The sequence below is a fragment of the Shigella sp. FC1967 genome, assembly GCF_001743005.1.
GTDB lineage: Bacteria > Pseudomonadota > Gammaproteobacteria > Enterobacterales > Enterobacteriaceae > Proteus.
In genome coordinates, this window is record NZ_MIIZ01001042.1 from 1 (window position 1) to 15,063 (window position 15,063).

A 15,063-nucleotide genomic window follows, 5' to 3' on the forward strand; every position below is an offset into this window, starting at 1 on the left:
TCTAAACTATTTTTCAGCACTAGTTATAACTATCATATATCATCGAATATACATGATATGATTTGTACATTTTATCACCAATAAAATTAACTATTGGCATCATTTAAAGTTACTATTAATTAATAATATTAAAATTTAACGCTACGATATTAGTTTTTATTGATATTAAAAATATAGGAACAAAAAAGCCTTTATCACAAATTGAATTCAAGTGATAAAGGCCTTTAAAAAGCATACTGCTAGTGTGTTTTTTTAGCGGTAAGCAGGGTTTGAGGAAGGATAAAAGAGAACGTACTCCCAACACCGACTTTACTTTCAATATTCAATTGAGAGTGATGATGAAGCAATGATTTTTTCACAATAGCCAAACCTAACCCAGTTCCACCAGAATGACGAGAGCGAGCTTTATCAACGCGATAAAAACGTTCGGTTAAACGCGTTAAGTGTTCAGCGCTGATCCCCGCCCCATTATCTGAAACACTAAATAACATACCTTGAGGAATTTTCTTCCAACTGACATTTATGGTTGAACCTTCGTCAGTGTGATTAATAGCGTTATACACTAAATTAGAAACCGCACTACGCAGTTGCTCTTCATTACCACGAACAGCCCACTGTTCATCAACATCAAAAATAATCTGATGTTGACCTTGACTGAGTGAGTTAGCTTCTTGTTGTAATAAAGCCAAAATAGCAGGAATATCAACAATCTTGTTTAAATCAATATGGGGGGCAGATTCAATACGAGAAAGCTGTAAGAGCTGCTGCACAAGCGTATCCATACGTTTAGCTTGCTCTTGCATCGTGACTATCGCTTTATGCTCAGCGGGTTTTTCTACACTCTTTTCTTCCATCATTTCAAGATAACCTTGAATAACGGTTAACGGTGTTCTTAACTCATGACTCACATTAGCAAAAAAATCACGTCGCGAGTTTTCTAGTTTATTTTTTTCTGTCACATCACGAGCTACCATCAAACGCTGGTCTTCGCTATATGGCATCACACGGAACTCAACAATAGAGCCATTATTGAGTGAAATGGTTAAGGGGCGACTAAAATCACCCGCAGTAAAATAGTGTAAAAAATCAGGATAACGTAATAAGTTAAAAATAGTTTGCCCGTTATCTTCAGGCCAACGAAAACCTAATAGATGTTGAGCAAGGCTATTACACCAAAAAATATTCCCTTCATTTGTCATCATCACAACAGCATCGGGTAGACTTTCAGCCCCACTTCTAAAACGTTTAATTAAATCACCTAATTCTCTACGTCGCTTACGATTACGTTGCTGAGTTTGTCGAATACCATAAAAAAATAGGCTCCCATCCTCCCCTACCTTCAGGGGGCAATATCGAGCGATCTAACCATAACCATTTAGATAATTTCAGCAAATTATAAGCATGCCACACAAGGGCACTGAGAAGCGATGCCACCAGCAACCAAGGAAGATGCCCGATAAAAAGCGATAATATAAAGGCAGGCAAACAAAATAGACATAGCCCCCAAACGAGGGCTTTCCACGATAGTCGTTCTAACACCTGACGATTACTCCCATATTGACTTAGAAACGGGCAGAGAAACGATATCCCGTTCCGCGTACTGTCTGTATCATTCTGTCATGACCATCTTCTTCAATGGCCTTACGTAAACGACGAATATGCACATCAACAGTACGGTCTTCGACATAAACATTCGTTCCCCAAACATAGTTTAACAGCTGTTCTCTGCTGTATACGCGTTCAGGATGTGTCATAAAAAAGTGCAGGAGTTTAAATTCGGTAGGGCCCATCTCAATCGGTTTATCTTGACTCGTCACCCGATGAGAAACAGGATCAAGTCCTAATCCATTGAACTCTATGATATCTTCCGCTGACATTGGTGATAAACGCCGTAAAATTGCCTTCACACGAGCAACAAGCTCTTTAGGTGAAAAGGGTTTGATAACATAATCATCAGCACCCGTTTCTAACCCTTGAACTTTATCTTCTTCTTCCCCTTTCGCAGTTAGCATAATAATTGGGATATCACGGGTGTTACTTTCCCGTTTCATCTGCTTTATTACCTGCAAACCAGATCCCCCAGGGATCATCCAATCTAATAAAACCAGATCAGGGTAAGGATCAATAAGAAAGCTCAATGCAGAATCATAGTCTTCTGCTTCAATAGGTTGAAAACCATTTTGTTCCAAAACAAAACAGATCATCTCTCGAATTGCGGTTTCATCTTCAACAACAAGAATACGCCTTGCCATACTCTATCCTGTGTAATGTATATAGAGGGTCAAAATGATTATGATGCAGTTTTATGACAGATTTATGACTAACCTTAACATTACTGAAATAGATCCCTGTTGTTAAGGCAAATAAGTCGTTTTTTGGTGAAATGTCACTCAAAAAGAAGGCTTATGTTGAGTTTTCACTAAAAAAAGTAAGGTGCGTTATACTCTCCAACAGATAAAAAAGAGGGATAGTAATGCGGATTATTCACACATCAGATTGGCATTTAGGGCAATATTTTTTTACTAAGACTCGCGCTAAAGAACATCAACAGTTTCTTGATTGGTTGTTAGCACAAATTAAACATTATCAAGTCGATGCACTGATTGTTGCAGGCGATATTTTTGATACTGGCTCCCCTCCAAGTTATGCCAGAGAACTTTATAACCGTTTTGTGGTTGCTATTCGAGACACACAATGTCAGCTCGTTATTCTTGGTGGTAATCACGACTCGGTGGCAACACTCAATGAATCAAAATCACTATTGGCGTGTTTAAATACAACCGTTATTGCTAATGTTGATACTGAAACACCACAAGCCCCGCTCATTCTTCCTCAAAAAGATAACACTCCGGGAGCACTGCTTTGTACTATCCCTTATCTACGCCCCAGAGATATGATCAGCAGCAAAAGTGGACAATCTGGGGCTGAAAAACAAAACGCTCTAAAAGAAGCCATTGCTGATTATTACCAAGCTCAATATCAAGTTGCTCTTGATTTACGTAAAAAATTGAATGCAAATATCCCCATTATTGCAACAGGTCATCTCACGACTATCGGTGCAAGCGTCACCGATTCAGTACGTGAAATTTATATTGGGACTTTAGAGGCTTTTTCTGCAACCCTATTTCCTGAATTTGACTATATTGCTCTTGGTCATATTCATCGCCCTCAAGTGGTGAATAAATCAGGTCATATTCGTTATAGTGGCTCCCCTATTCCTTTAAGTTTTGATGAGAGCGGACAACAGAAAAGCGTCTGTCTTATCGATTTTGAGCAAGACAAACTCACTAACCTCACACTTTTACCTATTCCTGAGCTTCAGTTACTACGCACTATTCGTGGTTCATTAAAAGAGATAGCAATACAACTTGAGGACTTAAAAAAAACAATACGGTGAAATAGAGACCACAATTTGGTTAGATATCGAAGTCTCAACCCAAGATTATCTCAGTGACATACAAACTCGTATTCAAGAGCTCACTCACGATCCGCTTTTTGATGTGATCTTATTAAGAAGAGCCAGAAAACAACGCCAAGCATTCACTCAAAATGAAAACGAAACACTGACTGAGTTAACCGTTTATGATGTTTTTGAAAGGCGCTTAGAACAGCATGAGTTTGATTCAGAAGAGATAAAAACACGCTTAACAACATTGTTTAAGCAAGCCGTTGAAATGGCAGAACAAGAGGATAACGAAGCATAATGAAAATCTTAAGTCTGCGATTTAAAAATATTAATTCCTTAAAAGGTGAATGGAAAATTAACTTCAACCAAGAACCTTTTATTAGCAACGGATTATTTGCGATTACAGGCCCTACGGGGGCGGGAAAAACCACCCTGTTAGATGCGATAAGTTTAGCGCTTTATCATCGAACGCCACGACTCGATAAAGTCACACAATCACAAAATGAGTTAATGACACGCCATACAGCAGAATGTTTGGCTGAAGTTGAATTTGAAGTCAAAGGTGTGGCTTATCGTGCATTTTGGGAACAACGTCGTGCTAATTATAAAGAGGATGGTAATCTTCAAGCACCACAAGCAGAACTGGTTAAACTCAATACCATAGGTGGCGAAGACAAAATATTGGCGAGCAAGATAAGCCAAGTGAAAGAGATGATCATTAATATCACGGGTCTTGATTTTGATCGTTTCACTAAATCAATGTTACTTTCTCAAGGGCAATTTGCGGCTTTTTTAAATGCGGATGATAAATCTCGCGCTGAATTACTCGAAGAACTGACTGGCACAGATATTTATCGCCATATTTCCCAATCTATCTTTAAACATTGGCGTGAAGAAGAACAAGCATTAAAAACGTTAAAACAGCAAGCCGAAATGATGGCGTTATTAGATGAAAATGCTCGCCAAGCTTTATTAACTGAACAAACTGAGCTTTTTGCCAAAGAGCGCCAATTACAAAAACAACAACAGGAATATCAAGCAGCACAACAGTGGCAAGAAAAAGAAACTGAACTTAGTAAAAACAAAGCATTAGCACAAACTGAGGTTAACTTAGCACAAGCAGCATTAGTTGCAGCTAAACCTGAGATTCAACGTCTTGAAAATAGCGAACCCGCAGAAAAAATCCGTCCAATTTATGATGAAAAAAACCGTCTATTAAAAGAACAAGCCTATATTGAGTCACAATGCTCAACACTAAAAGAAGAAAAACAACGGATTGAACAACAGAGCCAACCGATTAATCAGCATCTCGTCGAGGCTCGTAATACATTTAAACAACACAATGAGAAAAAAAACAACAAATATTACAGCTTATTCGTGAAAAAAGTAACACCATTAGATAATCAGTTAATCTTGCTACAACAGGATATTTCAGTAAAAAACACAGCAAAAAAAATACGCTAGAGAAAACAAAGTCAGAATATCTAGAAAAAAATACAGTTAACAGAAACCCAATTAGCGAGCTCACAAACGCAATTCAATGAATTAAATGACTATTTAACTCAGCATACAGCCCATGCTCAACTTGCTGAAAATTTACCTTTATGGCAACGTTATTTTGAGCAATATGATGAAAATTACAGAAAAATAATTTAATTAGCCAGAAAAGCGAAAAAGTAGAACAAGAAAAAAGAACAGTTTCTTAAACGTTCTCTTGAGAAAACAACACATACACTAGAAAAACAACAGCACACGCTTAAGTTGCAACAGGAACAATTAAGTCAATTACAAACGCAAATTGAGCAACAAAAGAAAACAGATGCCATTGCAGATATCCCTCATCGTTTGCAACAAATTTCTCAGCAAAGAAATGCTCTCGCAAAACTCATGGGATTACAGGCTCAATTACAGCATGCTATAAAAACGAAACATCAATACCAAAAAACACAGTCAGACAATCAGCAAAAAAATAGTCATGCTAACTGAAAACATCAGTAAAAATGGCATCGTTTTAAAAGAGAAAGAACAGCATCTCAAAGACTTAAATGATAATTATCTTTTAATACGCAAATTAGCAGAATACGAAGAAGAAAGACTGCGTTTAGTTAAAGACACCCCATGCCCTGTATGTGGTTCAACTGAACATCCTTATGTTGAAAAATACAAAGAAATTAAGCCCGACGAAACCAAAACACGATTAGATATTTTAACGCAACAAGTTCATGTATTAACAATAGAGTTAGTGGAACAAAAAACACAGTGCGCTAACTATCAAGCTCAAAATGAAAAACTAAGTCTTGAACTTGAGCAGCTCACACAAGATATTGCGTCATTAAAACAGCAATGGCGAGTTTTAGCTCAAACTTACGCATTACCCGATGTTGATAGCGAAGAAACAGATCTAACTCAATTAGATTCAGAACTTGAAAAAGAAGATAATTTACTGGCACAAAAACAGATTAGTTATCAACAATTAGAAGCCCAAATTCAACAAGAATACAAACGGTTATCTGATAGCAAAGAGCAATTTAATCAACAACAACAAGCGATGTTTCATCAACAAAATGAATTTGCTCAACAACAGAGAGAGGTTTCCAATAAACAACAGCAAACAGCGCAATATCTTCAACAACAAACCCAGTTAGCGCAGGAGCTTCAATCTCTTGTCAAACAGCAAGGTTATGAATTACAGGAATTTGAAGACAAAATTCAATGGCTTATTGCGCGTAAAAAAGAGAACCAACAATATCAATTAACCTTAAAAACACATTCTGAATTACAACAAACAATTCGTGAATTGTTATTAACGCTGGAAGAGAGAAAACGCTATTTATCTGAATCTCAAAAAGAACTTGATGCTGTTTTAGTTCATTTAAAACAATTAAATCAGCAACAAGAACAGCTAAACGCACAACGCCAAGCTTTATTCGGGACACAAACTACTGAAGATGCACGTAATGAGTTGGATAAACAGAGCCAATGGTTACAAAAACAAATCGAGCAATATAGCGAAGAAAAAAAATCGACTCGAAATACGTTTAAATCAGCTAATTGGTCAATATCAGGAAAACGAAAAATCACAACAACGGCTTAATGTCCACTCACAAACCATTCTTGAACAATATCAAAATAAATTAAAAAATAGCCCTTTTGCTGATGAAAAGGCATTTCTGGCGTCGCTGTTATCCGTTGAGGAAAGAAATCGTTTACAAGAGCAGCAAAAACAACGGCTTGATAAGCTATTGCAAGAGAAAACACGTTTAGACACTCAAGTAAATAACTATCAACAGCACTTGTCACAACAACCGATATTGGTAACACAACAAAATTTTGAACAAATTACCGCCCAGTTATTGCAGTTAGAAACACAAATGACTCAAGTACAAGAAACGAAGTTTCGTATTCAAGAGCAACTGCGTATTGATGAGGAAAAACGTAAAGAGCAACAGGATCTATTGATCCATATTACCAAACAACAATCTCAATTCGATGATTGGAGCTACTTAAACGAATTAGTCGGATCAGCATCAGGCGATAAATTCAGCCGTTTTGCTCAAGGATTAACACTTGATCATCTCATTTATTTAGCTAACCTTCGTTTAGAAAAACTTCATGGACGTTATTTCTTGCAACGCAAAACACCCGCAAGCCTTGAACTACAAATTGCCGACACGTGGCAAGCCGATGCGTTGCGAGATACTCGCACGCTATCAGGTGGCGAAAGTTTCTTAGTTAGCTTATCTCTCGCCTTAGCGCTGTCGGATTTAGTCAGTAACAAAACTCAAATCGAATCACTATTTCTAGATGAAGGCTTCGGCACATTAGATCCTGATACTCTAGATATTGCATTAGATGCTCTCGATAGCCTAAATGCATCCGGCAAAATTATTGGCGTAATTAGTCACGTAGAAGCTATGAAAGAGCGCATTCCTGTACAAATTAAAGTGAAGAAGGCGGGAGGATTAGGTATTAGCCAACTCGCTCCCGAGTTTAGATGTTCAGATAAATAAATTATAAATCAAACAGTTAAAAACTAGGTCGAATATTTTGACGTAACTGATTAAATTTTTTTATATATCAATAAATCACGACTAAGCCCTATAGTATGTCCATAGATTAGCTCAAGCTAAGACACGCTTTAAGCGCTCAAATTTATCAAGGAGACAATCATGTCTAACGCATTTACTGATTTAATGAAAAAACGTAGAACAATTTATCATTTAGGTAATCAACTTCCTATTAGCGAAGACAGAGTCACTGCGGTTATCAAAGAAGCGGTTAAAGAAAGCCCAACAGCATTTAACTCACAAACATCTCGTGTTGTTGTTCTGTTTGGTGAACAACATCAAAAACTGTGGGATATCGTTAAAAACACACTGAAAAAATTAGTCCCTGCAGAAGCGTTTAGCGCCACTGAAGCTAAAATTGATAGTTTCGCCGCAGGTGCTGGTTCAATTCTGTATTTCGAAGACACCGATATCGTAAAAGGTCTTCAAGAGCAATTCCCACTGTACGCTGAGAACTTCCCTGTATGGTCAGAGCAAGCAAGTGGTATGGCACAACTTTCTGTTTGGACAGCCTTAGCAGCAGAAAACGTAGGTGCTTCATTACAACACTACAACCCAATTATTGATGACGAAGTTCATGCAACTTGGGATCTGCCAAAAACATGGAAATTAAGAGCGCAAATGGTCTTTGGTTCAATTGAACAAGAGGCTGGTGAGAAGAATTATATGGAAGATGATGCACGCTTTAAAATCTTCAAATAAGTGTTAGAACAGACATCTGACAAAAGACCCTAGCAATAAGTAATACCCTCTTTTTCTTTACTTTCATTCCATTGCCCACAAGCCTCTGTGGGCTTTTTTTTTTATTACATGCCTACAAAACAAGCGTGGTTGCCTAATGCCACCACGCTTTTATGCTTTAATGCGTTTCAGATCGGTCTTCACTGTTGTTTCTGAGCATCATAGAAATTTTCATGAGATAGCCATGAATAGCCATGACTTACACTTCCAGCCTCACGGCAGTTATCACCTTATAAAATTAAAACGTGATAAGTTTAGATCTTTATCATCACGACAAAACGCAATCTTTTGTCGCTTAAAGAAGCAATACACCACAAATGATGCCTTATAAAGGCTTTGACTCTTATGTCTATTCCCCTACATTTGCGAATAAAAAAACATAAAAAAAGAGCAAAGTGCGTAATGAATACAAAGGTAGGGATGGACCCTTTGTGTTCAACACTTTGCTCTCTTTATTTAGTTACGCACCGCTTACTGAAATAAGCGGTGCGATTTTCACAAGGCGTATGAAAATAGGTTATTTACGTGTGATGTTGTTTGCTTTTGGTTGAGCAATTGGAGACTGCTCAGCAAAGTATTTCACAACAGCATCAACATCTGGCACGCTGTAAACAGGATCTTTACCTTCTTTCAGCACAGAGAAGTTGCTACCACCTGTTGCTAAGTATTCGTTAGCCACAACACGGTAAGTTGCTTTCATATCTACTGGTTTACCGTCAATTTTCATTGATTCAACAATAACACGGTTACCATTAGAGGCTTTGCTATCCCATGTGTACTGGAAGTTGCCTGAAACCGCTAACACTTGTGGACGTGAACGATCCCATTGTTGTTCTAACAGGCGTTTGATTTGCTCACCCGTTAATGTTTGCGTTAATAGTACGTTAGAGAATGGCTGTACAGTGTAGATTGCGTTATAAGAAACATCACCGCCAGTCATATCAGCACGAATACCACCGCTGTTCATAAATGCGATTTGTGCACCACCCATATCTTTTGGTTTTGCAGTGTATAAATGCGCATCAGCAATCACTTGACCCAGTGCAGATTCACCCGCGTCATTCGTTTGCTTAGTTAAATTACCTTCTAACTTACCGATAATACGGTTAGCTAATGGGGTAGCGATTTTTTCGTAAGCTTCTAACAGTTTAGTGACTGCAGGATCTTTTTCATATTTGCGGTTATCAACCCAAATATTACGTGCTTCTACATCAACAACGTCTTTTGTGGTTTTGTCTAATTTCAGGTCGATACGCGTTAACATTGCACCGTTTGATTGTGCTGATGTCACAGAACGTCCGTTAATCTTACAGTTGTAAGCTTGGTGAGTGTGACCTGTCACAACGAAGTCAATCGCGGGATCTAATTGATCAACCACACCCAGTACTTTACCTGTAATACCATTACATGCGTTGATATTTACTGGACCACCATCACGACGCTGTGCTGCACCTTCGTGGATTAAGACACCAATCGCTTGAACACCCTGAGCTTTTAACTGAGGCACTAATGCATTGATCGTTTTTGCTTCGTTATGGAAACTTAGCCCTTCAGTCCCTTTAGGGGTGACGATTGCGGCAGTACCTTCTAGAGTGACACCGATAAAGGCAACAGGGATACCGTTAAATTCTTTGATAACATATTCAGGGAATAACGTTTTACCTGTTTCATTAACAGTTACGTTTGCTGATAAGTATTGGAAATCAGCACCTTTAAATTCAGTTGGACCTTGGCAACCTGTTACTGGATGGCAGCCACCGTTTTGCTTACGCAGTAACTCGCCCATACCTTTATCAAATTCGTGGTTACCCACAGACGTTGCTTCTAAGCCAGCCAATGATAATGCTTCGATAGAAGGCTCATCATGGAACATTGAAGATAACAGAGGGCTTGCACCCACCATATCACCCGCAGCAACAACGATGTTGTTCGGGTTATCTTTCTTCATTTCTTTGATTAATGTTGCCATGTGCTCAATGCCACCAGGTTTGTTAGGACCTGGCGCTTTCAGTGCACCATGGAAGTCGTTCATTGCGATAACACGCACATCAACAACATTAGCTTCGTCGTAGTTCTTTGCACAACCCGCTAATAAGACGGAGCTTACTGCCAGTGCAACGAGTTTATATTTATGGTTCATTTAAAATTTATCCCTAAGATCAAAATTCACGTTTCGGACAATCAATAACTTCGAAATCTTTGCTATAACAGATATAGAATTCATCTCGATTAATTTGAATTTCTTTATCCTTCAGTGATGGATTGTGTTCTTTTAAGAACTTAATCAATGCACTGTTTGAAGGACGGCCTTCTGGTAATACTAACGCTTCATACAACTCTTTCTGTTTACCAAAAAATGCATCTGGTGTATCAAATGCACATACGCCATGTTTTTCCCATTCGCCTTGTAGTAGATCGATACCAGGAGAATCACACAGATAAGGTTTGATAGCAGAGTATTCTAAAGGAGGTAAATCACCTTTACATAAACGAGGATGCTTGCGTATGTCTTTCCAATCACGACACTCTTCCCATGATTTACCATCACAGGTTTCAGCCCACAGCCCATGAACAATCCAGCCAAATTTGTTATCGGAGAAACACTGGATTTCAAATTTATCGTACTCACGTTTTGCACGATCTTTTTCATTGTCGTTATTTAAACGCTTAATGTTATTACTTTTATAATCACAAAAAGCGGGTGAGTAGTTAATCGCTAACTTAAAGTAATCTGTTGATGCTGTGCTGTTTTGACCATAGCGATCATTAGAAGCGATATAGTCGTAAGGTGCTGTTGGTGCATCGGGTAAAATACAAGATACACCTTCAACTAATTTAGCTTGAGGTTTTAATGGTTCTGTAATTTCAGGTGCTTGTGTTGCACATCCTGCTAGCACTAAAGCAAAAGCAGCAGGTAATAGCTTCATAAAGCGCATAAAATCCCCTTAAAGAGCAATAAATTTTACTCTCTTGGTTCAAAAAAAGGTAAGAAAAACCTGCCCTGAATGGGCAGGTTTAATCACTTATTTCTTCTCAGTTAAATCAATTTTGTAAATTGCAAAACCGATCTCATCATTTTCCACAAAGGTCATTGGATATTGAGCAAAATCTTTAATAAATGCAGCCGCTTTTTCACTTGGAGAAGTTTCAAAACGGACATCTAACGCTTTGTCAGTCTTAATAGGTAAGAATGACCAGTTGTTAGCGGCTTTAGTTGCAACTTCGCCTTTTTCTTTTGTTTGTTTAGCAATGTAAGAAGCTAAGATTGCACGGTTTTCATCTGGAGATGCAAACGCAATATTGGCTTCACCAGTACCTGCAAACTTACCGCCGTATCCACGGTAGTTATTTGTTGCGATCAGGAATGTTGCTTTAGGATCGATGGGTTTGCCTTCGTAAGTAACTTCTTTAATACGATTCGCATCTTTATTAATCACTTGGCAATCAACGTCATATTTAGCAGGTTGAGTTAGGTCAACTTTATAGTTCACACCGCTGATAGTATCGAAGTTATAAGTACGGAAACCATCCCAGTTGATCAGTTCTTGTGGTTTAGTTGAGTTAGGGTCAACTTGGTTCCACATACCTGCTGAACATTCTAACCACTCAACAACATCCGCACCGGTCGCTTTAACAACCACTAATGTGTTTGGATACAGATATAAGTCAGCTGCATTACGGAATGTTAAGTCACCTTTTTCAACTTCGACGAAGTCGGCTGGTGCGTTTTTACGGCCACCTGCTTTAAATGGCGCAGCTGCACCTAATACAGGTAAACCGTCTAAGTTTGGATCACCTTGAATAAAGTGTTTGGTGTAATCAACTTGCGCATCATTAACGATTTGTACAGTTGGATCACTTTGTACTAAGGCAAGATAGCTATACATATTAGCGGATGCTTTACCAATATGTTTACCCACGAAATCACGAGTACCTTGGTGTGCTTTTTCGATGATTTGCGCTAATTCAGCATCACGTTCAACTAATGCTTTTTTGTTTGCTTTATCAAAGATAGGACGCGCTTCACCTGTCGCTTCCGTCATCACCCATTTACCGCTGTCGTTATTGATAACCATATCAACGACACCTAAGTGATCACCCCATTGACCAGGCATAACTGCAGGAACGCCGTTTACAGTCCCTTTAGCAACATCAACACCTTTAATGCCTTCAAATTCTTTGCTTGGGAATACGCCATGAGCATGACCAAACATGATTGCATTGATGCCTTCAACTTCGCTTAAATAATAAACAGAGTTTTCAGCCATTGCTTTATACGGCTCAGACGCGAAACCAGAGTGAGGAATAGCCACAATCAGGTCAGCACCCTCTTTTTTCATTTGAGGAACGAATTTTTTTGCTGTTTCTGTAATATCGTTTACAACGACCTTACCATCCAGATTGGCTTTATCCCAGATTAAGATCTGTGGTGGAACGAAGCCGATATAACCAATCTTGATAGTGTGTTCTTTACCATCACGATCTTTTACTGGTGTATCAACGATGATATAAGGTGTGAAATAGTTTTTGCCTGTTTTCGCATCCATCACGTTGGCGTTGATGTAAGGGAATTTAGCACCAGCAATGGCTTTTTTCAGGTAATCTAAACCATAGTTAAATTCATGGTTACCAAAGTTACCGACTGTGTAGCCCATGGTGTTCATCAGCTGATGAGCTGGATGAGATTCGCCTTTTTCTAAGCCTTTAGCTGCTTGATAGTCAGCCAGCGGGCTGCCTTGGATCAAGTCGCCGTTATCAACTAAAATCGCATTGGTTGCTTCTGCTTTCGCTGCTTTAATTAAGTTAGCAGTACGAACATAACCAAACTGTTCTGTTGGTTTGTCTTTGAAGTAGTCAAAGTCGATTAAGTTACTGTGAACATCAGACGTCTCCATAATACGAAGATCGACTGTCGCAGCATTCACGTTGAATGCGACAAACATTGCTAATGTTGAAATTTTCAACACATTCTTAACCATTACACACCCCTTATATATTGGTTAACAGGAGAGCAAAATGGCTCTCCTTTGGTTACTTCTGTCAAACGGTAGTGCCTTTACTCGGACTAGAAGTACAGACGCATACCAGTTTCGAAGATATATTGTTTTTTATCTTCATATTTCGGGTTTTCGCTACGTGCATCATCGTATGCCATTTCAGCGAATAAACGTAAGTTGTTGTATTTAGATACCGCAAAACGTTTATCTACACCCACAGTATAGGTTTCTTTTTTGTAGTTGAATGTGTTGGCATCGCCATCACGCAGGTAGTAACCCGCATACATACCACTTTCAATACGATCCCAGTGCCATTTCACACCAACACCATATAAGTCTGCTTTCCAGTCGCCTTTAACAGAGTTCCAGCCACGTGGCGCTTGGTTTGAATACAATGCTAATCCTGGGTTTTTACCACGAGATTGACCATAGTCTAAACCGATAGAGAACTCACGACCTGGGAAGAAGTATTCCGCACCAAATGCTAAAATACTATTTTCAGGCGCTTTATCTTTATTTGGCCCTGAATTGTTTGCTTCACCTTTGGCTGCTGAGTAACCTGCGTCAAACTCTAAACCGAAAGTTGATTTATAAAAACCGACTAATGAATAAGCGCGAGTGATATCACCTGCAACTCGGCGACCATCTTCACCTGTTTTGCCTGTTACGGTACCCGCTAATTTAAAGCCTTCGTAACGGTTAGTTTCAATAAAGATAGTTTGTGGTAAACGCGTCATAAAGTTGTTTTTACCAACACCATTATAGTTTACATATTTACCATTAACGCTCGTTTCACCACCAGAATAGCCCACAGAACGACCTAATACATCGCTAAAGTAGAATACACCCGTGTTACCATAGCCGTAGCTTGATTTTTTTACCCAGTCAATTGGAATATAAGTACGACCAAACTGGATTTGACCATAATCACGATGAGAGAAGCCAACATAGCCTACACGGTTGTACATTTCAAAGTTTGATTTAGGGTTGTCACTGTTCGTTTTTTGCGTGTCTGAACCCCACTCTAATTTACCAAATACTTTGATATCGTTAGTCAGTTCGTGTGAACCGAAGAAACCGATACGGCTACCATCATCATTCATTTTCATTTCATGATTTTGGCTGGTCACTTGCGTTTTTAAACGGAACTGACCATTTACATCAAAACGTGTACCCTTATCGTTATACACGTTTACTGCGTTTGCCGATCCAGAAAGAACCAACAAACCCACCAGTGCTGCTAGAGGCTTCAAGCTTTTCATGATTAAAATACCCATCTATTTTCTATAGTTTTATGATTTCCTTTTTAAGGTTAAAAATAATACCGCCGTCTATCATTAACCCTAAATTCAGTTCAAAGAGCCGCCGCCACGGATCTCAAACAAGAAAATCGCTTTTACAACTGATCATTTTTATAACGACTATTATTACTCTACTTATTTTCTCTTATAGGCTTTCGTTTCCTTGACACAGAGATTTTCACCAATAAGACACAAAAATAATGTCCTCATTATATTTAAATAAGGGCATTGCTTTTATTTCTGTCAGGAAAAGAAATAGGTTATTGAGTTTTCGATGGCATGTTACTCAAAAAAAAGCCCTACTTTCGTGATGTAGCCCACAATTACACCAATGTGCATTTTCATGGTTACATACCCAAGTGATAGGCATCACAATTAAAGGTAAAGATACGTGTTTTTTGAACTTAATCTAAACTTTTTAAAAATAGCACTTTTTTGATTTTTCTTTTATATTTCATTCCGTTATAAAACTCTTTTTTTGCTGATAAAAAATTTATCTCCCTATTTAATATATTTAAAAGGAAGTATTAATTTTAACCACTAAATAAATA

General features: G+C 38.4%; 6 protein-coding genes and 3 pseudogenes. 3 read left to right on the top strand and 6 right to left on the bottom strand.

The annotated features are described in order from the left end of the window. Positions 1-239: 239 nt before the first annotated feature. A pseudogene (phoR, locus tag BHE89_RS17905) lies at positions 240-1,539 on the bottom strand (phosphate regulon sensor histidine kinase PhoR). A gap of 23 nt (positions 1,540-1,562) precedes the next feature. After that, positions 1,563-2,252, bottom strand: a complete 690-nt coding sequence (gene phoB, locus BHE89_RS17910) for a phosphate regulon transcriptional regulator PhoB (RefSeq protein ID WP_069368610.1) — start codon at positions 2,250-2,252, stop codon at positions 1,563-1,565. A 221-nt stretch (positions 2,253-2,473) separates the two neighbouring features. Between phoB and sbcD the strand changes: the two are divergent. The 3 genes and pseudogenes from sbcD (at position 2,474) to BHE89_RS17925 (ending at position 8,175) form a co-directional block, all read left to right on the top strand. Continuing rightward, positions 2,474-3,704: pseudogene (gene sbcD / locus BHE89_RS17915) on the top strand (exonuclease subunit SbcD). Further along, positions 3,704-7,416, top strand: a pseudogene (locus tag BHE89_RS27520) (AAA family ATPase). The pseudogenes sbcD and BHE89_RS27520 overlap by 1 nt, the downstream one beginning before the upstream one ends. Before the next feature lie 159 nt (positions 7,417-7,575). Next, positions 7,576-8,175, top strand: coding sequence for a nitroreductase family protein (locus BHE89_RS17925; RefSeq protein ID WP_069368613.1), 600 nt, complete (start codon positions 7,576-7,578; stop codon positions 8,173-8,175). A gap of 556 nt (positions 8,176-8,731) precedes the next feature. Here the strand turns inward: BHE89_RS17925 and BHE89_RS17930 are convergent. The 4 genes from BHE89_RS17930 to BHE89_RS17945 form a co-directional block, all read right to left on the bottom strand. Then, positions 8,732-10,354, bottom strand: coding sequence for a bifunctional metallophosphatase/5'-nucleotidase (locus BHE89_RS17930; protein ID WP_069368614.1), 1,623 nt, complete (start codon positions 10,352-10,354; stop codon positions 8,732-8,734). Positions 10,355-10,373: 19 nt separating this feature from the next. Next, entirely contained in the window at positions 10,374-11,150 is a 777-nt protein-coding gene (locus tag BHE89_RS17935) for a ribonuclease T2 family protein (protein WP_069368615.1), read from the bottom strand. Between the two features lie 87 nt (positions 11,151-11,237). Further along, positions 11,238-13,193: a bifunctional 2',3'-cyclic-nucleotide 2'-phosphodiesterase/3'-nucleotidase gene (locus BHE89_RS17940; protein WP_069368616.1), complete on the bottom strand. Its 1,956-nt coding sequence runs from the start codon at positions 13,191-13,193 to the stop codon at positions 11,238-11,240. Between the two features lie 86 nt (positions 13,194-13,279). After that, on the bottom strand, positions 13,280-14,473 hold the full coding sequence (locus BHE89_RS17945) for a porin (RefSeq protein ID WP_248620011.1): 1,194 nt from the start codon (positions 14,471-14,473) through the stop codon (positions 13,280-13,282). Positions 14,474-15,063: the final 590 nt, after the last annotated feature.

What these genes read in the sequence shown, in the direction of transcription:
- phoB (WP_069368610.1), bottom strand. Translation starts at nt 2,252, where the DNA reads ATGGCAAGGCGTATTCTTGTTGTTGAAGATGAAACCGCAATTCGAGAG.
- BHE89_RS17930 (WP_069368614.1), bottom strand. Translation starts at nt 10,354, where the DNA reads ATGAACCATAAATATAAACTCGTTGCACTGGCAGTAAGCTCCGTCTTA.
- BHE89_RS17945 (WP_248620011.1), bottom strand. Translation starts at nt 14,473, where the DNA reads ATGAAAAGCTTGAAGCCTCTAGCAGCACTGGTGGGTTTGTTGGTTCTT.
- BHE89_RS17940 (WP_069368616.1), bottom strand. Translation starts at nt 13,193, where the DNA reads ATGGTTAAGAATGTGTTGAAAATTTCAACATTAGCAATGTTTGTCGCA.
- BHE89_RS17935 (WP_069368615.1), bottom strand. Translation starts at nt 11,150, where the DNA reads ATGCGCTTTATGAAGCTATTACCTGCTGCTTTTGCTTTAGTGCTAGCA.
- BHE89_RS17925 (WP_069368613.1), top strand. Translation starts at nt 7,576, where the DNA reads ATGTCTAACGCATTTACTGATTTAATGAAAAAACGTAGAACAATTTAT.